We start from the raw sequence: 21,187 nt of genomic DNA on the forward strand, positions 1-21,187 counted from the left end.
GACGGCGGCCAGGGACAGCGACAAAGGGTAGAGACATGGCAAACGCCACACCGGGACATGGCACACCAGGACATGGGGAGCATGCTGGCGACCATGGGCACGGGCATGACGATCATCACGTCCCCGGCTTCGTGCAGCGCTGGTTCTATTCGACCAACCACAAGGACATCGGCACGCTCTATCTGATCTTCTCGGTGATCGCCGGGCTGATCGGCGGCCTGTTCTCCGTCATCATGCGGGCGGAGCTGCAGTCGCCGGGGCTGCAGTTCGTCTCCGACGGCCAGATGTGGAACGTGCTGATCACGGCGCACGGCCTGATCATGGTGTTCTTCGTGGTGATGCCGGCGCTGATCGGCGGCTTCGGCAACTGGTTCGTGCCGCTGATGATCGGCGCGCCCGACATGGCCTTCCCGCGCATGAACAACATCAGCTTCTGGCTGATCGTGCCGGCATTCCTGCTGCTGCTGGGCTCCGCCTTCGTCGGCACCGGCGCCGGAACCGGCTGGACGATCTACCCGCCGCTGTCCTCGACGCTGGGCCACAGCGGGCCATCGGTCGACATGGCGATCTTCGCCCTGCATCTGGCCGGCGCCAGCTCGATCCTCGGCGCGGTGAACTTCATCACCACCATCTTCAACATGCGCGCGCCCGGCATGACGCTGCACAAGATGCCGCTGTTCGTGTGGGCGATGCTGGTGACGGCCTTCCTGCTGCTGCTGGCGGTGCCGGTGCTGGGCGGCGCCATCACCATGCTGTTGACCGACCGCAATTTCGGCACCACCTTCTTCAACCCCGAAGGCGGCGGCGACCCGATCCTGTTCCAGCACCTGTTCTGGTTCTTCGGCCACCCCGAAGTCTACATCATGATCCTGCCGGCCTTCGGCATCATCAGCCACATCGTGTCGACCTTCTCCAAGAAGCCGGTGTTCGGCTATCTCGGCATGGCCTATGCCATGGTCGCGATCGGCGTGGTCGGCTTCGTCGTGTGGGCGCACCACATGTACACGGTCGGCCTGGACGTCGACACCAAGGCCTACTTCACCGCGGCCACCATGATCATCGCGGTGCCGACGGGCGTGAAGATCTTCTCCTGGATCGCCACCATGTGGGGCGGGTCGATCGAATTCCGGGTGCCGATGCTGTGGGCGCTGGGCTTCATCTTCCTGTTCACGGTCGGCGGTGTCACCGGCGTGGTGCTGGCGAACGGCGGTCTCGACAACTACATGCACGACACCTACTACGTCGTGGCGCACTTCCACTACGTGCTGTCGCTGGGCGCGGTGTTCTCGATCTTCGCCGGCTGGTACTACTGGATCGGCAAGATGTCGGGGCGCCAGTATCCGGAGTTCTGGGGCAAGGTCCATTTCTACACCACCTTCATCGGCGTCAACCTGGTGTTCTTCCCGCAGCACTTCCTGGGCCTGTCGGGCATGCCGCGCCGCATCCCGGACTACCCGGACGCGTTCTGGGGCTGGAACATGGTCTCGTCGCTGGGGGCCTACCTCTCCTTCGCCTCGACGCTGTTGTTCGTGTGGATCGCCTGGAAGACCCTGCGCAGCGGCGAACGGGTGCCGGGCGCCTATTGGGGGCCGCAGGCCGGCACGCTGGAATGGTCGGTCAGCTCACCGCCGCCGTTCCATGCTTTCGAAACGTTGCCGCAGGTGAAGTAAGCATGCTAACGGGCGGGCGTCGCCGCGAGGAGGCGCCCGCCCGATAAAAAGGGTACCAAGCCGAGCAGCCCGAAAATGGGCGCAGGCGGCCATGAAATGGCAGAGGGCGCCGGGGTGACGGACCGGGGTTAGAAGACGACAAGGACATGATATGACGGACGTGACGAACGAACTGACGCTCAACCATACCGGAGGGGCGTCGGCCGGTGATTTCATCGAGTTGCTCAAGCCGCGGGTCATGTCGCTTGTGGTCTTCACCGGGCTGGCCGGCATCGTGCTGGCGCCCGGCCATATCCACCCCTTCCTGGCGATGGTCGCCGTTCTGTGCATCGCCGTCGGTGCCGGCGCGTCGGGTGCCATCAACATGTGGTATGACCGCGACATCGACGCGGTGATGACCCGCACGGTGAAGCGCCCGATCCCCTCGGGCCGGGTCGAACCGGCGGAGGCTCTGGGCTTCGGCGTCACCCTGTCGGTTCTGTCGGTGGTGGTGATGGGGCTGGCCGTGAACTGGACGGCGGCGTCGCTGCTGGCGGTCACCATCGGCTTCTACATCTTCGTCTACACCATGTGGCTGAAGCGCCGGACCCCGCAGAACATCGTGATCGGCGGGGCTGCCGGCGCCTTCCCGCCGATGATCGGCTGGGCCGCGGTGACCGGCACGGTCGACCTGCCGTCCATCCTGCTGTTCCTGCTGATCTTCCTGTGGACGCCGCCGCATTTCTGGGCGCTGGCCCTGTTCCGCAACGGCGACTACACCCGCGCCGGCGTGCCGATGATGCCGGTGGTGGCGGGGGAGGCGGCGACCAAGCGCCAGATGCTGCTCTACACGCTGATCCTGCTGCCGGTGGCCGCGGCGCCGTACTTCGTCGGCATCGCCGGACCGGTCTATCTGGCGGTGTCGGCCATCCTCGGCCTGATGTTCGTCGGCTGCGCCGTCCGCGTCCTGCGGGCCGCCGACGACAAGCCGGCCAAGAAGATGTTCGGTTTCTCGATCCTGTACCTGTTCCTGCTGTTCGCCGTGATGATGGGCGAGCAGTTGATCCTTGGAGGGTGGGCATGACGGTGATGGAACGCGACGACCTGACCGATACCCGCACCTCGGTCGAAGAGCAAAGGCGGCAGGAGGCCGACCTTCGCGCCAAGAAGCTGCGGGGCCGCAATCTGGCGGTTCTGGCCGCGCTGCTGGCGCTGGTCGCCCTGTTCTACGCCATCACGGTGGTGCGGATGGGTGGGGCGCACTGATGGCCGGGCGCGACGACAAGCTGCGCCGCCGCAACCGCCTCATCCTCGGCTCCCTGTTCGGGATGGTGGCCGGGATGATCGGGCTGACCTACGCGTCTGTCCCGCTCTACTCCCTGTTCTGTTCCGTCACCGGTTTCGGCGGCACGACCCAGCGGGCGGAGCAGGCTGCGGCGCGCGTCGTCGACCGCAAGGTGACCATCCGCTTCAATGCCGACACCAACTCCGCCCTTCCCTGGTCCTTCAAGCCGGAGCAGAAGGAGCTGGTGCTGAAGCTGGGCGAAACCGGATTTGCCGCTTATCGCGCCGAGAACCGGGCGAACAAGCCCACTGTCGGCACCGCGGTCTACAACGTCACCCCCGAAAAGGCGGGCGTCTATTTCAACAAAATCCAATGCTTCTGCTTCGACGAGCAGATCCTGGAGCCCGGTCAGGTCGTTGACATGCCGGTGACCTTCTTCGTCGATCCGTCGATGGCCGACGATGCGAACATGGACGACGTGACCACCATCACGCTGTCCTACACCTTCTTCCGCGCCAAGGACAGCGAGGCCAAGCTTGCGCAGCACACGGCAGCCGCCACGTCCGAGGCACCGGGGGCAATCAAACAAAAGGCGGAGCCGGGGGCGACCGCCACAAACTGAACAATATGGGGTAGTGAGACGATGGCCGACATCACCCACGGGCAAATGCCGCACGCCGAACCATCAGCCCATGAACCGGGCGCCGGCATCCCGCATCCCTACCATCTGCTGAAGCCCAGCCCCTGGCCGCTGATCGGCGCATTTTCCGGCGGGCTTCTGGCGACCGGGCTGGTCATCTTCATGCACGGCGGCGGCAAGTTCCTGCTGGTGCTGGGAATACTGGCCATCCTGGTGACGATGTTCGGCTGGTGGCGATCCGTCATCCGCGAGTCGGTGGTGGAGCATGCACACACGCCGGTGGTGAAGATCGGCCTGCGCTATGGCATGGCGCTGTTCATCGCGTCGGAGGTGATGTTCTTCGCCGCCTTCTTTTGGGCCTTCTTCCATGCGGCGCTGGAGCCCAAGGTTTCGCCGATCAATCCCGACGCCATCTGGCCGCCGCCGAACGTGCATGTCATCGACCCGTTCGACATGCCGCTGATGATGACGCTGACGCTGCTGCTGTCGGGCGTGACCGTCACCTGGGCGCACCATGCAATTCTCGAGGGACAGAACCGGACGGCCGCCAAGGCGCTGGGGCTGACCGTTCTGCTGGGCGCGCTGTTCACCTTCTTCCAGGGCTATGAGTACGTCCACGCCGCCTTCAAGTTCACCGACGGCATCTTTCCGTCGACCTTCTACATGGCGACCGGCTTCCACGGCTTCCATGTGCTGGTCGGCACCATCTTCCTGGCGGTCTGCTGGGTGCGCACGGTGAAGGGGCACTTCACGCCGGAAAGCCATTTCGGTTTCGAGGCGGCGGCCTGGTACTGGCACTTCGTCGACGTCGTCTGGCTGTTCCTGTTCGTGTCGGTCTATTGGTGGGGTGGTCATGGCGGTGTGATCGCCGCACACTGACGCCACCGGTGCCGAGCCGTTCCGGCGGCCCATATGTCTGCCGGAACGGTCCGAACGGGAGTTCATTGCGTGATCGATCTGTACCCCAGAGTTTCCCCATTGTCGGCGGGCCTGCGCAGCGCGTGCCCGCGCTGCGGCAAGGGGCGGCTGTTCGACGGCTATCTGACGGTGGCGGAGCGCTGCAATGTCTGCGACCTGGATTTCTCGCAGGTCGACAGCGGCGATGGGCCTGCGGTCTTCCTGATCTTCATCCTGGGTTTCCTTGTGGTGCCGGTGGCGCTGTGGGTGTCGATGACGGTGGACTGGCCGCTGTGGCTGCATGCCATCGTCTGGAGCATCGTCGTGCTGGCGCTGACGCTGGGCATGCTGCGGCCCGCGAAGGCCTATGTCGTCGCCTTGCAGTACCGCTATCGCCGCAGCGAAGTGGAGAAGGGTTCGTGAGTGCCGCCGCCGCCGAAGCAGGCGAGCGGCGCCGCTTTCGCCCGTCGCTGGGGGCAACGCTGGTCACTCTCGCCGGGTTGGCGGTGACCATCGGGCTCGGCACATGGCAGCTGGAGCGGCTGCAGTGGAAACAGGTTCTGATCGCCCGGATCGACCGGCAGATGGCCGAACCGGCGGTGCCTTTCCCCGCCCGCATCGATGATCCGGCAGTGTGGGAGTTCCGCCCGGTGACGCTGGCGGGACGCTTCCTGAACGACAAGGAAATGCTGCTGATCGCCCGCCCGCATCAGGGACAGGTGGGCTACGAAGTGCTGACTCCGTTTCGGCGGGTGGATGGGGCCGGCATCGTACTGGTCAACCGCGGTTTCGTGCCGATGGACCGCCGCGATCCCTCGACCCGCACCGCTGCGCGGGTCGAGGGGGAGGTGAGCGTCAAGGGCATCGTTCGCGTGCCGCAGCCTGCCGGATTCTTCCAACCCGGCAATGGGACCCCGTCGCCGGGTTCCGCCTGGATGCGCGCCGATCCGTCGGCGATGGCGGCTGCGCTTTCGCTGGGCGAGGTGGCTCCCGTGGTGGTGGAGATGCTGCCGGGGCAGGGGGCCGGGCTGCCCGGCGCGCCGGCCGGAACGCTGGCGGGGATTGCGCCGCGGGTGGAACTGCCGAACAACCACCTGCAGTATGCCTTGACCTGGTATGGGCTTGCGGTGACGCTCGCCGGGATCTACGTGCTGTCACAGCGCAAGCGCGCCGACACCGGAACCGACGGACGACCCGATGACCGCATATCAGGAGCTTGAACGCCGCCACGCCCGCATCGCCGCCATCGGCGACGCGCTGGGCATCCTCGGCTGGGACACCCAGACGATCATGCCGGAAGGGGCCAACGACGGCCGGGCGGAGCAGACCGCGACCCTGTCGGTGATCGCGCACGAGTTGGCGACCGACCCGCGCATGGCCGATCTGCTGGCCGAGGCGGAGAGCGACGACAGCCTCGACGCCTGGCAGCGCGCCAACCTGCGCGAGATGCGCCGGAACCATGTCCACGCCACCGCCATCCCCGCCGACCTGGTGGAGGCGACCAGCAAGGCCGTCTCCGTCTGCGAGATGACATGGCGCGCGGCGCGGGCGGAGAGCGACTTCGCCAAGCTGCTGCCCTCCCTGACCGAGGTGCTGGCCCGCGTGCGGGAAGGAGCGGAGGCGCTGGGGTCCGTGATGGGGATCAGCGCCTATGACGCGCTGCTCGACAGCCACGATCCCGGGGCACGGGCGGAACGCATCGATGCGCTGTTCGCCGACCTGTCCGGCTTCCTGCCCGACCTGATCGGCGGCGTCCTCGACCGCCAAGCTGCGGCGCCGGCGGTAAATGAGCCGCAAGGGCCGTTCCCGGTCGAAAAGCAGCGCGAGCTTGGCGTCCGCATGATGGAACGGCTGGGCTTCGATTTCAGCCGCGGGCGGCTGGATGTGTCGTTGCATCCCTTCTGCGGCGGGGCGACCGGCGATGTGCGCATCACCACCCGCTACGACGAGGCGAACTTCACCGACGCGCTGATGGGCATCCTGCACGAGACTGGTCATGCGCTCTACGAACAGAACCGTCCGCGTGCATGGTTGAGCCAGCCGGTGGGCCAGTCTCGCGGCATGGCGGTGCATGAAAGCCAGTCGCTGCTGATGGAGATGCAGGCCTGCCGCTCGGCGGAGTTCATCACGTGGCTGGCGCCGGTGGTGCGCGAGACCTTCGGCGGGGAAGGGCCTGCCTGGGAGGCCGACAACCTGCGCCGGCTCTACAGCCGGGTGGAGCGCGGTTTCATCCGCGTCAATGCCGACGAGGTCACCTATCCCGCCCACATCATCCTGCGCTATCGCCTGGAAAAGGCGCTGATTTCCGGTGATCTGACCCTGCCGGACCTGCCGGGCGCCTGGAACGACGGCATGGCGGAACTGGTGGGCGTGGTGCCACCGAACGATCGGCTGGGCTGCCTGCAGGACATCCACTGGCCGGGTGGCGGCTGGGGCTATTTCCCGAGCTACACGCTGGGCGCCATGACCGCCGCCCAACTGTTCGACGCCGCCCGCACCGCCGACCCGGAGATCGTCCCGGCGCTGTCGCGGGGCGAGTTCGCGCCGCTGGTGAACTGGCTGAGGGTGAACGTTCACGAAACCGGGTGCTTCCACGCCTCTGGCGATGAACTGCTGATGACGGCAACCGGCCGCCCGCTGGATTCGTCGGTGTTCAAGCGCCACCTGGAGCGGCGGTATCTCTGACCGCCAATGCGCGGGGAGCTTGCGGAAGCCTCTTGGCAAGCGCGGGAAATGGCTTATCTTTAGGGACAGGTGCGTCGGGGTGTGATCGACCCCGACGCACCCATCCGATCAGCGGTTCAGAAGATCAAGGCACGCCTTGATGATCGGCAACAGCAGGATCAGGAGCGTGAGGATCTTGTCCATCCTCTTCTCTCCCTTGTTGTGTGCGGCGGTGGCGGCCAATCCGCCACCCCGTTCACACCATCCCACTATAGATGCATGGTTGCAGATGTGTGCGGTGCCGCTGTCCGGTGGCGTGCAATTTTCTGTGGATAAGCCAATTCGCAAGAAGAGGCTTTTGTCGCCGGCAACTGTGCCGGCATGAAAAAGGCCGCCCATAAGGCGGCCGTTTTTCGTTGAACGTGACTGCGGCGGTCACCCGCGCGCGGTGGTGCGCAGGGTTTCCTCGGCGGCGCGGATCAAGGCCATCGACTTGTTGACGGTCTCCTGATACTCGGCCTCCGGATCACTGTCGGCGACGACGCCGCCGCCGGCCTGGACATACATCATGCCGTCCTTCAGCACGGCGGTGCGCAGGGCGATGCAGGTGTCCATCGCGCCCGACGCGCCGAAATAGCCGACGCAGCCGGCGTAGACGCCGCGGCGGGCCTTCTCCAACCCGTCAATGATCTCCATGGCGCGGACCTTCGGCGCGCCGGACACCGTGCCGGCCGGGAAGCCGGCGACCAAGGCGTCGAGCGCGTCAAATTTCGGATCGAGGTCACCCTCGACGTTGGAGACGATGTGCATGACGTGGCTGTAGAGTTCCACGATCATCTTGGCCGTGACCTTGACGGTGCCGACCTTCGCCACCCGGCCGACATCGTTGCGGCCGAGGTCGAGCAGCATCAGGTGCTCTGCCAATTCCTTCGGATCGCTCAGCAGATCGGCGGCCAGCGCCTCGTCCTCCGCCGTGGTGGCGCCGCGCTTACGGGTTCCGGCGATCGGGCGGACGGTGACCTTGCCGTCGCGCACCCGCACCAGAATTTCCGGGCTGGAGCCGACAACGGTCAACTCGCCGAAGTCGCAGTGGAACAGGAAGGGCGACGGGTTCAGGCGGCGCAGCGTGCGGTACAGCGCCAGCGGCGACGGTTTGAAGGGGAAGCGGATGCGCTGGGACGGCACGACCTGGAAGATGTCGCCGGCGCGGATGTACTCCTTCGCCTTCTCCACGATCGCGTGATACTCCTCGCGCGTCGTGTTGGAGGTCCAGGCCAGCGGCAGGCCGTTCTCCGTCCGCGGCTCCCGCCGATAGGGCAGAGGACGTTCCAGGTCGGCCAGCGCGTCGGTCAGCCGTTCCCGCGCATCGGCATAGGCGGTGGCGGCATCCTTGCCGGCCCTGGGCCAAACCGGCGTCACCAGAGTGATCGAATCGGTGTGGCTGTCGAAGATGGCGACGATGCTGGGCCGGGTCAGGATGGCGTCCGGGATGTTCAGCTCGTCCGGATTGTTGTCCGGCAGCCGCTCCATCAGGCGGACCATGTCGTATGTCATGTAGCCGAACAGACCGGCGGCCATCGGCGGCAGCTCATCCGGCAGCGGAATCCGGCTCTCATTGATCAGCGCGCGCAACTCTTCAAGCGGTGCCTTGTCGAGCGGCTTGAAGGCGTCGCGGTCGTGCAGGGCGTCGCGGTTGATCTCCGCCCGGTTGCCGCGCGACCGCCACACCACGTCGGGCTTGAAACCGATCACCGAATAGCGGTCGCGCCGCGATCCGGCCCCGCGCTCCGCCGACTCCAGCAGGAAGCCGAACGGACGGCCGTCCGCCAGCTTCATATAGGCGGAAACCGGAGTCTCCAGATCGCTGACCAGCGTGGTCCACACCACCTGCGGCCGACCGGCGGCGTAAGCGGCATCGAAGGTGGTGGTATCGGGCTGGACCTTCACGGCACGGAACCTCTCGGGGTTGCTGTCGGCTGAGCCGGAGACTCAGTTGCTGGCGAAGAACTGATCGATGCGCTGGCGGTGGATGCGGACCGGATACTTGTCGCGCAGCGCGTTGGTGAATTCAGCCACAAGATCGTTCTCCATCCCCTGTTCGACCGATGCGCGGACCGGCGCCAGATCGGCGTCGGCGGCCTTCGGGTCGGCGGGGATGACCTCCTTCAGCCGGGCGACGACCTGGGCGTCCGCGGTGTTGCCGGTGACGACCTCGTTCGGCTTGGCGGCGAACAGCTTGGCGACCATGTCGGCCGGCAGGCCCTGGACCGACTGGGCATCGCGGGTGAAGGGGGCGGTCATGGCGAAGCTGGCGCCGGCCTGGGTGGCCACATCCTGCGCCGCGGCTTCCGAACCCGTTTTCAGGCTGGCGGCGATTTCCTCGGCCTTCTTGGCGGCGCGCTCGGCACGCTGCTCCTGCTGCCAGTCGGCGATGACCTGATCGCGCACGTCGGACAGCGGACGGACGGCGGCGGGGATCACGCTGTCGACGCGGACGGCGGTGAAAACGCTGCCCTCTCCCTCGGCCAGGTTGGAAGTGGCGCCGGTCTTCAGCTGGAAGGCGTTGGGCAGCAGGCCCTTCAGGCCGGGCAGATCGGGGGCGGCGTCCTTGCCGTCCGGCGCCTTGCCGGTGCTGTCGACGGCCGCGACCTTGGTCAGGGCCAGACCCTGGGCCTGCGCCACCTCCTCCAGCGGCGCGCCGCTGGCGAGCTGGTCCTCGACCCGGTTGGCGATGGAGAAGACGGAGTCGAGCGCCTGCTCCTTCTTCAACTCGGCCTCCAACTGGCCACGGACGTCCTCGAAGCTCTTGGTCGAGGCCGGGGTGACGCCGTTGACGGCCATGACATGCCAGCCGAGCGCGCTCTTGATCGGGTCGGAGGGTTTGCCCGGCTCCAGCGCGAAGGCGGCGTCGCCGATCTCCGGCAGGTCGGCCTTGGCGATGTTGTCCAGCGTCACCGGCTCGATGCCGGCATCCTTGGCGGCTTCGGTGAGGCCCTTGGCCTTCGCGGCCTCGGCGATCTGCTTGGCCTTCTCCTCGTCGTCGACCACCACCATCTGCACGGTGCGCTTTTCCGGGGCGCCGAATTCGCTGGCGCGCTCCTCATACGCCTTGCGCAGCTGGGCATCGTCGATCTTGATGTCCTTGGCCAGCGCGTCGGGCGACAGGCGGGCGACCGTCAGGGCGCGGTATTCCGGAGCGGTGAAACGGACCTGATGGTCCTCATACGCCTGCTTGATCATCGCGTCGTCGGGCACACCGACGTCGCCGACGGCGGCGTTCGGCAGGGTCACCACCTCCGCCACGCGCTTTTCGCCGCGATAGCGGTAGAGGTCCTGCACCAGCGGCTGCGGCGGGGTGAGGCCGGCGGACACCGCACCGGCGACCAGCTGGCGCGCCGTCTCGCGCTGGATCATCGCGACATAGGCGTCTTCGGTCAGCTGGTTGTTGCGCAGCACGGACCGGAAGACGTTCGGGTCGAACTGGCCCTGCTGGTTGCGGAAAGCCGGCTCTTCGGCGATGCGCATGCGGACCACTTCCGGCCCGACGGCGATGCCCATGTCGGCTGCCGCAAGGTCGAACAGCGTGCGCTGGATCAGCGATTGCAGCGACTGCTCCAGAAGGCCGAATCGCTTGGCCTGCTCGGCGGTCAGGTTTCCGCCCAGCATCGGGCGAAGCCGTTCCATCTGCCGGCGGAATTCCTGGTCCAGCGCCTGCTGCCCGATCTCCACCTTGCCGACTTCGGCGACGGTGGTGGGGGTGGTGGAGCGGAACACGTCGCCGATCCCCCAGATGCCGAAGCTGAGGATCAACAGCACGAACAGGATCTTGACGACCCAGGAGCCGGCGAAATTGCGGATGAACTGGAGCATGGGACCCGAATCTAAGCGCGTCGTTCGGCCATCCGGCCGGGGCGGCGCATCATAGATAGGGGAGGGTGGGGCGGCAACAGCCCATTTCCACGCCGCCGAACTCCGGCGCTGCTCCTCTCGTCGGCGGCAATTCGCAAACGAACGCCCCGGCCCTGCGGAAATGGCGGGGCCGGGGCGTCGGTTACGCGGCTTGTATTGGAACCCTTGGCGGGTGCCGGGATTACTTCAGCGCATCGCGCAGCGCATCCTTGGCGCCGCCGATGCTGTTCTGCACCTTGCCGGCAGCCTTTTCGCCCCGGCCCTCCGCCTCGGTCTTGGTGTCGCCGGTCAGCTTGCCGGCCGCTTCCTTGATCGAGCCCTTGACGGTGCGGGCGGCGCCCTCGATCCGGTCCTTGTCCATGGTGGCAACCTCTTGCGTGTTGATTATGCCGGAACAACAGGGCGGAAGGGCAAAAGGTCCATTACAAATAGTACACGAAAGACAAGTCGACCTCGTTGAGGGCTTCGGGCATCAGGCCCGGCGCGGCTCGTCGATACCGCGATCAGCCCGGCGCGGTGGGGCGCCACCGCCGATGTGCATCGGGCCGGCGCTGTGCCGGCGCAGCGCCGCCAGTTGGAGGGCGTGGTGGGCGATCTTGTCGCGGAAATCGCGGTCGACGCGGCTGAAGGCGCTGTAGGCCAGCCTCACCGCCGCCGGGGAGCGGGTGCGCAGGGCCTCATTCAGGGAATCGCGCAGGGTGCGCAGTTCGAGGATGCCGGGAACGAAAGCCATCTCGACCGCCTCCGCCAGGATCTCGACGGAACACAATGTCGCTTCGTCGTCGAGCGTAAGCCTCACTCTGCCGCGTCCAATCCGATCGTCGGGGCTGATGGTCAGGAACCGAGCAGGTCGAGAACCGCCGGCAGGCAGCGGTGTCGGGTCAGGCACTCCTCGCAGCATCGGACGGCCTGGGCCGGCTCCGGGCAATGCTGACGGCGCAATGCCTCCAGCCCCTGAAACAGGACGTGCTTCTTCGCATCCGAGATCACGTCGGTGGCCTGGATCGTTTCAAAGGCGTCCCGCATAGGATTGGTCGCGTCTATGAACATCGCCGTATGCCTCCGTTCTTCGCGAATTTATGCCGCACCCCTGATGAAGTCCATGAATGCTCTGTAATATTGCGGCGGCAAATTGAAACGAGCTGTGGCGCAATTCACCGGCGCCCAACGCATTGACGCGGCAATCGGCGATGGGCAGCATCGGCCCGGTCGATGACGGGGAAGAAACGGGGGCAGGATGGCGCGGGCGCTGGGGGCGACACTGGCCGTGTATGGAGCGGCCGCACTGGCGGAGATCGCCGGCTGCTTCGCCTTCTGGGCCTGGATACGGCTGGGGCGGAGCGCATGGTGGGCGATGCCCGGAGTCGCGAGCCTCTGCCTGTTCGCGTGGCTTCTGACACGGGCCGACGCCGACTTCGCCGGGCGGGCCTATGCCGCCTATGGCGGTGTCTACATCGCGGCGTCGCTGCTGTGGCTCTGGCTGGTCGAGGGCGTGCGGCCGGACCGCTGGGACGCGGCCGGCGCACTGGTCTGTCTGGCCGGGGCGGGGCTTATTCTTGCCGGCCCGCGCGGGGGGTGAAGGTCGGCGACAGATTGGGCGGAACCGGCCGGCTGATCGAGCGCCTCAGGGCAGGGCCGTTCACCAGAACGAGGCGGCCGGCGTCGTCCACCCGCAGATAGGCGCCGACGCGCACGGTCCGGCGGAGGATGTCGTCGTTGAGCATGATCTGCGCATCGGCCAGGGACAGCGGGGTGCCCTGGTAGTACGCACGGCCATCGGCGTGGCTGATCTGGCTGAATGCGTTGGTCATGTCTGAATGCTCCCAATCGATTTCTTGAACCGCGGACCGTTGGCGGACCCGAAGCGACGGCAGCACCCGGCGTGACGCTGGTGGTTCACGCCTGTGGCTGCGGCCATTGTCGGACAAACGCCTGGGACGTCCGGTTTATTCCTCCATCGCGGGCTGTTAGGCGAATTGCTTCCCGTGCGGGGAATGTGTGGAGAGAATCCTGGGGCCAATACCGCCGCAGGTCCAGTCCGTTGCGGCGGATGCCACTGAATTGTCGCAGACCACACGCGCAAAAGCTGTAGTGGTGCTGCCGGGCGCGGCCGTTTATTCCGGGAACGGTGCCGCGCATTGAACCATGTCAATCGCGTATCGGACTCTAACCGTTAGAGTGCGAATGCATCACGGGCAACGGATTGCGCAAATGTTTGGCATTTGCGGGATTGCTTGGCGTTGGAAATCAAGCCGGACGGGGTCATAATACCTCCGTCGGGTATCCGATTCAGGCGCCGGGCGGCCGTCGGTGCATCATCAGGCCGGCCTTTCGGCCGGAGTGGAAAAATGCGGATCGTTTCGTGGACCTACAACCGGCGGATCAGATGAACGGTTCCGAAAGCAGCGGTTCCAGCGGGGCGAAAGCCGCCGCGATGCCGCGTGATCCCGCCTTTCTGGCCTCTTTGGCCGCCAGCCTGCTGGACGACGGCGGGATGGCACTGGTCTATCTGGACCGTGACGGCCTGTGCCGCCATGCCGATCCGCATTTCGCCGCGGTTCTGGACCGCTTGCCGGCGGATCTGATCGGCCAGGCGCTGACCGGCATCGACCATCCCGTGACCGCGGCGTTGGCCGCGGCCGTCGCGACGCTGGACGGATCGCCGGTGCAGACTTTCGCGCCGGTCGATTGCCCGACGGTCGATTGCGACGGCCGGCGCTCGATCCTCAGCGGCAGCGTGATCGTCCATCGCGATGCCGCCGGTGCGACTGTCGGCTATCTCGGCACCTTTCACCTCACCGGCGACCCCGACCGCATCGCGGAATTCGTGACCTGCCGGGATTCCTTCATCGCGACCCTGCTGGATGCGGCGGTGGACGGCATCATCGTCTCGGACCGCACCGGCATCATCCGTTCCATCAACCGCGCCTGCTGCCGCCTGTTCGGCTATGAGGACGGTGAACTGGTCGGGCGGAACATGTCGATCCTGATGCCGCCGCCCTTTTCGCGTGACCACGGCCGCTACGTCGACACCTATATGCGGACCGACAGGGCGAAGATCATCGGCATCGGACGCGAAACGCTGGGTCAGCGCAAGGACGGCACGGTATTCCCGATCCATCTCAGCGTCGGCCAGGCACGGCTGGGCGAGGATGTGACCTTCGTCGGCATCATCCGCGACATCTCCGAACGCCTCGCGGCGGAGCAGCGCGCCTCCTACCTCGCGCGGCACGATCCCCTGACCGGTGTCCTGACCCGCACCGCCTTCCTCGAGGAGTGCGAGGCGCTGTTCGCCGGCAGCCGTGCGGAAGGGGGAGACGCGGCGGCGGGTGGAAGCCTGTTCGCCCTGTTCTCGCTCGACGTCGACCAGTTCAGCGACGTGAACGAGGCCTTCGGCTTCCATGTCGGCGACGCCGCGCTGAAGGCGATGGTCAGCCGCGTGACGGAAGTGCTGCCGCCCAACACGATCATCTGCCGCATCGCCGCCGATGAATTCGCAGCGCTGTCACGGGTGACCGACGCCGACCACGCGCGTACGCTGGCCGGCGTGCTGCACGACCGGCTGACCGCGTCGATCTACGCCGACCGGCATTGGGTGCGGCTGCGGCTGTCGGTCGGTGCCGCGGTGCAGGACGATACGGTCAGCACGCTGGAAGACCTGAACGCCAAGGCCAAGCTGGCGCTGCAGGCGGTGCAGCACAACGGCGGCAACGCCGTCTGCTTCTACACGCCGGAAATGGCGGCGGCGGCGACCCGGCGGATGCTGCTCACCATGCATCTGACCCACGCCATCGAGCGCAACGAGCTGCGCCTCGTCTACCAGCCCATCGTCGACAAGGCCGGACAGGTCCGGTCGGCGGAAGCGTTGCTGCGCTGGGAACATCATGCCTTGGGACCGGTTTCGCCCGGCGAGTTCATCCCGGTCGCGGAGGAAAGCGGCCTGATCGTGCCGATCACCGACTGGGTACTGTCCACCGCGGTCGCACAGATGGCGGTCTGGGAGGCGGATGGCGTGCTGCCCGACCGCGTCTTCCTCAACATCTCCGGCCAGCAGTTCCTGCGCGGCAACCTGACCCTCCGGCTGGAGGAGTTGCTGGGCGAGCATCCGTCGCTGCGCAGCCATCTCGGCCTGGAGATCACCGAACAGGCGGCGGTGCGCGACCTGAAGGTGGCGGTGCGGACGTTGGGCGAACTGGCCGACCTGGGCATCCAGGCGGCCATCGACGATTTCGGTTCCGGCTATTCCTCTCTCAGCTATGTGCAGCAGTTGCCGGTGGCGAAGCTGAAGATCGACCGTGCCTTCGTCATCGACGTGCCGGAGAACCCCAAGAGCAACGCGTTGGTCCGCGCCGCCGTCGGCATGGCGCACGGCCTGGGCCTGACCACGGTGGCGGAGGGGGTGGAGACGGCGGAGCAACGCGATTTCCTGGTGTCGGTCGGCTGCGACCTGATGCAGGGCTATCTGTTCGGCCGCCCGATGCCGCCCGAGGCGCTGGCCGACATGGTGCGCTCCCAAGCCGCACCTGCGATCGCCTGATCCCTCGACTTGGGGCGAATCCTGTCTCGACAGCGCCAGCTGCAACTGATATCCATTCTCACGGAATTGAGAGCCATTCGCAGTCCGGGAGTGATGGATGTTCATCGACAAGATCGCTGGTGTCGCTTTTGCCGTCGGTGCCTTGACCGCCTTTTCGGTCCAGGCGCAGGAAGTCAATGTCTACAACTCGCGTCATTACAACACCGACCGCGCGATCTATGAAACCTTCACGAAGTCGACCGGAATCAAGGTCAACATCATCGAAGGCAACCATGATGAACTGATCCAGCGCATGAAGTCGGAAGGCCCCAGCAGCCCGGCCGACCTGTTCATCACCGTGGATGCCGGCCGTCTGGCCGCCGCGGCCAAGGAAGGGCTGCTTGCCCCGGTCACCTCGCCGGAACTGGAGGCGATCAAGGTTCCGGCCAACCTGCGCGACCAGGCAGGGGCTTGGTGGGGCCTGTCGAGCCGCGCCCGCATCATCGTCTATGCCCGCGACCGGGTGAAGCCGGAGCAGATCAAGGATTACGAGGATCTCGCCAAGCCGGAGTGGAAGCACCGCGTCCTGACCCGCAGCGGCACCCATCCCTACAGCCTCGCCCTGACCGCCTCGATGATCGAAGCGCTGGGCGAGGAGAAGACGGAGGAGTGGGTGAAGGGCCTCGTCGCCAACCTCGCGCGTCCGCCGCAGGGCGGCGACACCGACCAGATCAAGGCGGTCGCGGTGGGCGAGGGCGACGTCGCCATCGCCAACACCTATTATGTCGGCAAGATGATCACCTCGGCCAAGCAGGAGGACCGCGAGACCGCGGCGAAGGTCGGCGTCATCTTCCCCAACCAGGGCAACCGCGGCACCCATGTGAACCTCAGCGGCGCCGGCGTGGTGAAGACCTCCAGGAACCAGGAGAATGCCCGCAAGCTGCTGGAATATCTGCTGAGCCCGGAGGCGCAGCGCCAGTTCGCCGACGGCAACATGGAGTATCCGGTCAACCCGGCGGTCCAGCCGCATCCGGAACTGGTGAAGCTCGGCAGCTTCAAGGCGGCCGAGGTGAATGCCGCCTCCTTCGCCGCCCACACGCCGCAGGCGCTGCGCATCATGGACCGTGCCGGCTGGAAGTAAGATGACCGACACCCTCGCCCCTTCCGTCATCCTCTCCGGCATCACCCACCGATACGGGCAACTGACCGCGGTCGACGGCGTATCGCTGTCGGTCGCCCCGCGCGAGGTGGTGTGCATCGTCGGCCCGTCGGGTTGCGGCAAGTCGACCCTCTTGCGCCTGATCAGCGGGCTTGAATCGGTCCAGAAGGGCGAGATCGCGGTGGAGGGGCAGCAGCTCGCCACCGCGGGCCGGTCTCTGCCGCCGGAAAGGCGGCCGGTCGGCATGATGTTCCAGGACTTCGCGCTGTTCCCGCACCTGACGGTGGCGGGCAACATCGCCTTCGGCCAGACCGACCGTCCGCGCGCCGAACGCATGCGGCGGGTGAATGAGTTGCTGGAGACCATGGCGCTGACCCGCTATGCCGACGCCTACCCGCACACCCTGTCGGGCGGCCAGCAGCAGCGGGTGGCGCTGGCCCGCGCCATGGCGCGCGACCCCAAGGTCCTGCTTCTGGACGAGCCTTTCTCGGCGCTGGACGAACAGCTCCGCCGATCGGTGCGGGAGGAGGTGGTGCGGATCATCCGCGCCAGCGGCATCGCCACCATCGTCGTCACCCATGATCCGGAAGAGGCGATGGAGATGGGCAACCGCGTGGTGGTGATGGAGGCCGGACGCGTCGTCCAGGCCGACACGCCGGTGAACCTCTACCAGCGCCCGGCCAACAGCTTCGTCGCCCGCCTGTTCGGCGAGGTGAACCGCTTCGAGGCAACGGTGCGCGACGGGCACATTGTCACGCCGCTCGGCCGGGTCATGGCGCCCGGCCTGCCCGGCGGAACCAAGGTCGAGGTCGCCTGTCGGGTGGAGGATTTGGAGCTGGTGCCGCTGGGCGCCCGGCCCGATGCGGTGCCGGTGCGGGTGCGGCATTCCAGCTTCCTGGGACCGGCGACGCGGGTTTGCCTGGACCTCGGTGGCTCGGAGGTCCATGCGCGCCTGCCGGGGCATGTCAATGTCCGCGCCGGTGAGGAGCTGTCCGCCGCCATGGCGGCCGAGCGGGTGATGGTGTTTCCGGCGGGGTGAGGGGCGGGGATTCTTGCGAGGCAAGACCCCCACACGACCATCTCACGCCCCCGCCCGCACCTCATCCTCGCCGAACTGCAGCCGGCACAGCCGCGCATAGGCGCCGTCGGCGGCCAGCAGCGCCTCGTGCGTGCCCTGTTCGATGATGCGACCGCCTTCCATAACCACGATATGGTCTGCATTGCGGACGGTCGCCAGACGATGGGCGATCACCAGCGTGGTGCGACCCGCCGTCAACCGTTCCAGCGCCGCCTGAACCAGTCGTTCGGACTCGCTGTCCAGGGCGCTGGTCGCCTCGTCGAGCAGCAGGATCGGCGCATCCTTCAGGAAGGCGCGGGCCAACGCCAGACGCTGGCGTTCGCCGCCCGACAGCTTGACGCCGCGGTCGCCGATCACCGTGTCGTAACCCTCCGGCAGCTTCGAGATGAAGTCATGCGCGGCGGCGGCCTTTGCGGCGGCGATCACGTCGTCCATCCCGGCGTCGAGGCGGCCGAAGCAGATGTTCGCCCTCACCGTGTCGTTGAACAGCACCGTATCCTGGCTGACGATGGAGACCGCGCCGCGCAGGCTGCGCAGGGTGGCGCCGCGCACATCCTGGCCGTCGATCAGCACCTCTCCCCCCGTCACGTCGTAGAGGCGCGGGATCAGGTTGAACACCGTCGATTTGCCGGCGCCGCTGCGCCCGACCAGCGCCACCGTGCTGCCGGCCGGCACATCCAGGTCGATGCCTTTCAGCGTGTCGGCCCCGGTCTCGTAGAAGAAGCGGACGCCGCGGAGCGCGACCGCGCCCTTGGTAACCGACAGCGGCTTGGCGCCCGGCTGCTCGACAATGGTCGGCTGCTGGTCCAGCAGTTCGAAGATGCGCTGGGCGGCGGCCATGCCTTCCTGCAGGGCGGCGTTCAGCGTGCCGATGGCGCGCACCGGCTGGGCCGCCATCAGCAGTGCGCCGACGAAGCCGGAGAAGGCGCCGACCGAGCCCTCGCCCAGCGTCATGCGGTAGCCGGCGAAGGCGATCACCCCCGCCACCGCGACGCCGCCCAGCACCTCCATCATCGGGTCGATGCGCGAGCGGGCGCGCACCGCCTTCATGGTCAGCTGGTAGTTCTCGTGGAAGGCGCGGCCGGCGCGGGCGCGCTCATAGTCTTCCAGATTATAGGTCTTGACCATGCGCGCGCCCGACAGGCTTTCGGTCAGCAGCGAGGTCATGTCGCCCATCTGCGCCTGGGTATCGCGGGAGACGCGGCGCAGTCGCTTGCCGATCCGCACGATGGGCACGGCGGCGATGGGATAGATGATGAAGACGATCAGCGACAGCAGCCAGTCCAGATAGAACATCGACCCGACCAGCGCGATCACCGTCAGGATGTCGCGCACAAGCCCGGTCAGCGTGCGGGTCAGCGCGTTGCGGATCAGGTCGACGTCGTTGATGAAGCGCGAGGTCAGCGCCCCGGTCGGGGTGGCGTGCAACTGCGCCATGTCGGCGGCCTGCAGGTGCGTGAACATCGCCAGCCTGACGTCGGCGATGACGCGCTGGACGATGTCGCTGGTCACCACGGTCTGGGAATAGAGCGACACGCCCTTGATGACGGTCACCGCGATGATCGCCAGCGGGATCGCCAGCAGCATGCCGCGATCCTGGGCGGAGAACATGGCATAGGAGCGGTCGATCAGCAGCGGATAGGCACCGGTGGCCGCCGCCACGATCGCCATCAGCAGGAAGGACAGCAACAGCTTGCCGCGATAGGGGCGCACCCACTCGCGCCACATCCGGGCCGCCAGCCGTTCGGTCGCCGCATCCAGGCGCAGGGGCTTGCCGCTCTTGTTCGTCACGGTCGCATCCGATCTCTTGTCCGATGGGCTCTTGTCCGATGGGGATGGCTTAGCCCATGGGCTTCGGCTTTGTCCACCGGTCGACGCGGCGGCACCCGTGCTGGGTACAGGCTTCCTTTACCGGTTCCGTGGGAAGCTGCCGATGATCGGGGCGGCGAACATCGCGTCGCCGGGGGAAGGGGGAGCGCCCATGCCGAACGGAATTGGCCTCAATGGCACCGGTGCGCGGCGTCCGCGCATCGGTCTTGCGCTGGGCGGTGGGGTGGCGCGCGGCTGGGCGCATATCGGCGTGCTGCGGGCGCTGAAGCGCTATGGGATCGAGGCCGACATCGTCTGCGGCTCGTCGGTCGGGGCGCTGGTCGGCGGCGTCCATTTGGCGGGAAAGCTCGACACGCTGGAAGAGTGGGTGCGCACGCTGACCCGGATGAAGATCGTCGGCTATCTGGATTTGCGACTGCGCCAGGGCGGCGGGCTGATCGGCGGCGACCGGTTGCTGGCGGAGCTGCGCCTGCATCTGGGCGACGTGCGGATCGAGGAACTGCCTTGCCCCTATGCCGCCGTCACCACCGATCTGGTGACCGGCCACGAGGTGTGGCTGCAGCGGGGCGAACTGGTCGATGCCATGCGGGCGTCCTTCTCGCTGCCGGGTGTGTTTCCGCCGGTGTCCATCGACGGGAGATGGATGATCGACGGCGCGCTGGTCAACCCGGTGCCGGTGTCGGCCTGCCGGGCATTGGGCGCGCAGATGGTGATTGCCGTCAACCTGTCCGGCGATATCCTGGGCAAGGCGCGAAAGCCGGGCGCCAGCGTGCCGACCGCCGCCGGTTTCGACCTGCTGAAGCTGGTGGAGGACGAGGCGCCGGGCCAGCGCCCGTTCAGCGGGATCGGCGCCCTGACGCGCCGCATCTTCCGCCGCGACTATGATGGGCCGAGCCTGTTCGGCGTGATGGTCTCGTCGCTGGGCATCGTCACCGACCGCATCACCCGGTCGCGGCTGGCCGGCGACCCGCCGGACGTCCACATCGTGCCGCGGCTGGGCCATATCGGCCTGACCGAGTTCGACCGTGCCGACGACTGCATCCGCGAGGGTGAGGCGGCGGTGGAGCGTGTCCTGCCGGACCTGCACGACGCGCTGGCCGTCTTCGCCACCGGCCCGCGCGAATCGATGCGCGGGCAGGGGCGGGACTGATTGCCTTGCTTGGCGGTCTTGCCTAGTGGTCTTGCTTGGCGGCCGAACTTGGCGATTGATGGCCTTAGTGGTCGATTGCGGTGCCCAGCGCCGCACCGCCCAGGCCGCCGATCACGGCGCCGCGGGTGCCGTCCACCGCGTAACCGCCGGCCGCACCGGCCGCACCGCCGACCACGCCGCCAGTCGAGCAGGCAGTGACGGAAAGAAGCGCGAACACCGCACCGATCAGACGCAAACGGGACATCATGCAACCCTCCTCGTGTTGACTGTTCGGAGTCTAAACACGCGGAAGCGCATTTTGCTTCCATCGCCCCCTGATCTTTCCGTTTTGATACTTTCGGGCGGAACCACTTCCCCTTTCAAGCGTTGACCGGACTTTAACCGTGCAACGTTCAATCGGGGGAACAACC

21 protein-coding genes are annotated in these 21,187 nt (G+C 66.8%); 13 read left to right on the plus strand and 8 right to left on the minus strand.

The genetic code is table 11. The features are described from left to right. Positions 1-35 precede the first annotated feature (35 nt). The 8 genes from ctaD (at position 36) to FZ938_RS11270 (ending at position 7,156) form a co-directional block, all read left to right on the plus strand. Positions 36-1,670 (plus strand): cytochrome c oxidase subunit I, encoded by a 1,635-nt coding sequence (ctaD, locus tag FZ938_RS11235; protein WP_174757279.1) that lies wholly within the window; start codon positions 36-38, stop codon positions 1,668-1,670. Between the two features lie 151 nt (positions 1,671-1,821). Further along, entirely contained in the window at positions 1,822-2,733 is a 912-nt protein-coding gene (gene cyoE, locus FZ938_RS11240; RefSeq protein WP_149198544.1) for a heme o synthase, read from the plus strand. Then, positions 2,730-2,915, plus strand: coding sequence for a hypothetical protein (locus FZ938_RS11245; RefSeq protein WP_149198545.1), 186 nt, complete (start codon positions 2,730-2,732; stop codon positions 2,913-2,915). Before cyoE ends, FZ938_RS11245 begins: the two co-directional genes overlap by 4 nt. Then, the gene (locus tag FZ938_RS11250) at positions 2,915-3,556 is read left to right on the plus strand and encodes a cytochrome c oxidase assembly protein (protein WP_149198546.1); all 642 of its coding nucleotides are present in this window, start codon (positions 2,915-2,917) and stop codon (positions 3,554-3,556) included. The genes FZ938_RS11245 and FZ938_RS11250 overlap by 1 nt, the downstream gene beginning before the upstream one ends. Before the next feature lie 21 nt (positions 3,557-3,577). Further along, entirely contained in the window at positions 3,578-4,453 is an 876-nt protein-coding gene (locus tag FZ938_RS11255) for a cytochrome c oxidase subunit 3 (RefSeq protein ID WP_211101046.1), read from the plus strand. A 33-nt stretch (positions 4,454-4,486) separates the two neighbouring features. Next, positions 4,487-4,894 (plus strand): DUF983 domain-containing protein, encoded by a 408-nt coding sequence (locus FZ938_RS11260; protein ID WP_149198547.1) that lies wholly within the window; start codon positions 4,487-4,489, stop codon positions 4,892-4,894. Continuing rightward, positions 4,891-5,691: an SURF1 family protein gene (locus FZ938_RS11265; RefSeq protein WP_149198548.1), complete on the plus strand. Its 801-nt coding sequence runs from the start codon at positions 4,891-4,893 to the stop codon at positions 5,689-5,691. Before FZ938_RS11260 ends, FZ938_RS11265 begins: the two co-directional genes overlap by 4 nt. After that, entirely contained in the window at positions 5,669-7,156 is a 1,488-nt protein-coding gene (locus FZ938_RS11270; RefSeq protein WP_149198549.1) for a carboxypeptidase M32, read from the plus strand. Before FZ938_RS11265 ends, FZ938_RS11270 begins: the two co-directional genes overlap by 23 nt. A gap of 414 nt (positions 7,157-7,570) precedes the next feature. Here FZ938_RS11270 and trpE read toward each other — a convergent pair whose 3' ends face one another. The 5 genes from trpE to FZ938_RS11295 form a co-directional block, all read right to left on the minus strand. After that, positions 7,571-9,082, minus strand: a complete 1,512-nt coding sequence (gene trpE / locus FZ938_RS11275; RefSeq protein WP_149198550.1) for an anthranilate synthase component I — start codon at positions 9,080-9,082, stop codon at positions 7,571-7,573. A gap of 42 nt (positions 9,083-9,124) precedes the next feature. Next, the gene (locus tag FZ938_RS11280; protein ID WP_149198551.1) at positions 9,125-11,005 is read right to left on the minus strand and encodes a peptidylprolyl isomerase; all 1,881 of its coding nucleotides are present in this window, start codon (positions 11,003-11,005) and stop codon (positions 9,125-9,127) included. A gap of 220 nt (positions 11,006-11,225) precedes the next feature. Further along, positions 11,226-11,405: a CsbD family protein gene (locus FZ938_RS11285; protein ID WP_149198552.1), complete on the minus strand. Its 180-nt coding sequence runs from the start codon at positions 11,403-11,405 to the stop codon at positions 11,226-11,228. Between the two features lie 111 nt (positions 11,406-11,516). Further along, entirely contained in the window at positions 11,517-11,843 is a 327-nt protein-coding gene (locus FZ938_RS11290; RefSeq protein WP_149198553.1) for a hypothetical protein, read from the minus strand. 35 nt (positions 11,844-11,878) lie between these two features. Further along, positions 11,879-12,094, minus strand: coding sequence for a hypothetical protein (locus FZ938_RS11295; RefSeq protein ID WP_149198554.1), 216 nt, complete (start codon positions 12,092-12,094; stop codon positions 11,879-11,881). A 187-nt stretch (positions 12,095-12,281) separates the two neighbouring features. Here FZ938_RS11295 and FZ938_RS11300 point away from each other — a divergent pair, with 187 nt between their 5' ends. After that, positions 12,282-12,623 (plus strand): YnfA family protein, encoded by a 342-nt coding sequence (locus FZ938_RS11300; protein WP_149198555.1) that lies wholly within the window; start codon positions 12,282-12,284, stop codon positions 12,621-12,623. Here FZ938_RS11300 and FZ938_RS11305 read toward each other — a convergent pair. Then, on the minus strand, positions 12,595-12,855 hold the full coding sequence (locus FZ938_RS11305; RefSeq protein WP_149198556.1) for a hypothetical protein: 261 nt from the start codon (positions 12,853-12,855) through the stop codon (positions 12,595-12,597). The two genes, FZ938_RS11300 and FZ938_RS11305, sit on opposite strands and share 29 nt — an antisense overlap. Before the next feature lie 575 nt (positions 12,856-13,430). On the opposite strand from FZ938_RS11305, the gene FZ938_RS11310 reads away from it, so the two are divergent. From FZ938_RS11310 to FZ938_RS11320, 3 genes are all read left to right on the plus strand, one after another. Then, entirely contained in the window at positions 13,431-15,581 is a 2,151-nt protein-coding gene (locus FZ938_RS11310) for a putative bifunctional diguanylate cyclase/phosphodiesterase (protein ID WP_149198557.1), read from the plus strand. A gap of 97 nt (positions 15,582-15,678) precedes the next feature. Then, a complete protein-coding gene (locus tag FZ938_RS11315) occupies positions 15,679-16,701 on the plus strand; it encodes a Fe(3+) ABC transporter substrate-binding protein (RefSeq protein WP_149198558.1) in 1,023 nt (340 codons plus the stop codon). Between the two features lies 1 nt (position 16,702). Beyond that, positions 16,703-17,758 (plus strand): ABC transporter ATP-binding protein, encoded by a 1,056-nt coding sequence (locus tag FZ938_RS11320; protein WP_149198559.1) that lies wholly within the window; start codon positions 16,703-16,705, stop codon positions 17,756-17,758. 42 nt (positions 17,759-17,800) lie between these two features. On the opposite strand, the gene FZ938_RS11325 is transcribed toward FZ938_RS11320, so the two are convergent. After that, positions 17,801-19,588 (minus strand): ABC transporter ATP-binding protein, encoded by a 1,788-nt coding sequence (locus tag FZ938_RS11325; protein ID WP_149198560.1) that lies wholly within the window; start codon positions 19,586-19,588, stop codon positions 17,801-17,803. Between the two features lie 190 nt (positions 19,589-19,778). On the opposite strand from FZ938_RS11325, the gene FZ938_RS11330 reads away from it, so the two are divergent. Continuing rightward, the gene (locus FZ938_RS11330; RefSeq protein WP_149198561.1) at positions 19,779-20,777 is read left to right on the plus strand and encodes a patatin-like phospholipase family protein; all 999 of its coding nucleotides are present in this window, start codon (positions 19,779-19,781) and stop codon (positions 20,775-20,777) included. Between the two features lie 64 nt (positions 20,778-20,841). On the opposite strand, the gene FZ938_RS11335 is transcribed toward FZ938_RS11330, so the two are convergent. Continuing rightward, positions 20,842-21,021 carry a hypothetical protein gene (locus FZ938_RS11335; RefSeq protein WP_246799005.1) on the minus strand — a complete coding sequence of 60 codons (180 nt, stop codon included), beginning with the start codon at positions 21,019-21,021 and terminating at the stop codon, positions 20,842-20,844. Positions 21,022-21,187 lie beyond the last annotated feature (166 nt).

This window comes from Azospirillum oryzae, assembly GCF_008364795.1.
Lineage (GTDB): Bacteria > Pseudomonadota > Alphaproteobacteria > Azospirillales > Azospirillaceae > Azospirillum > Azospirillum oryzae.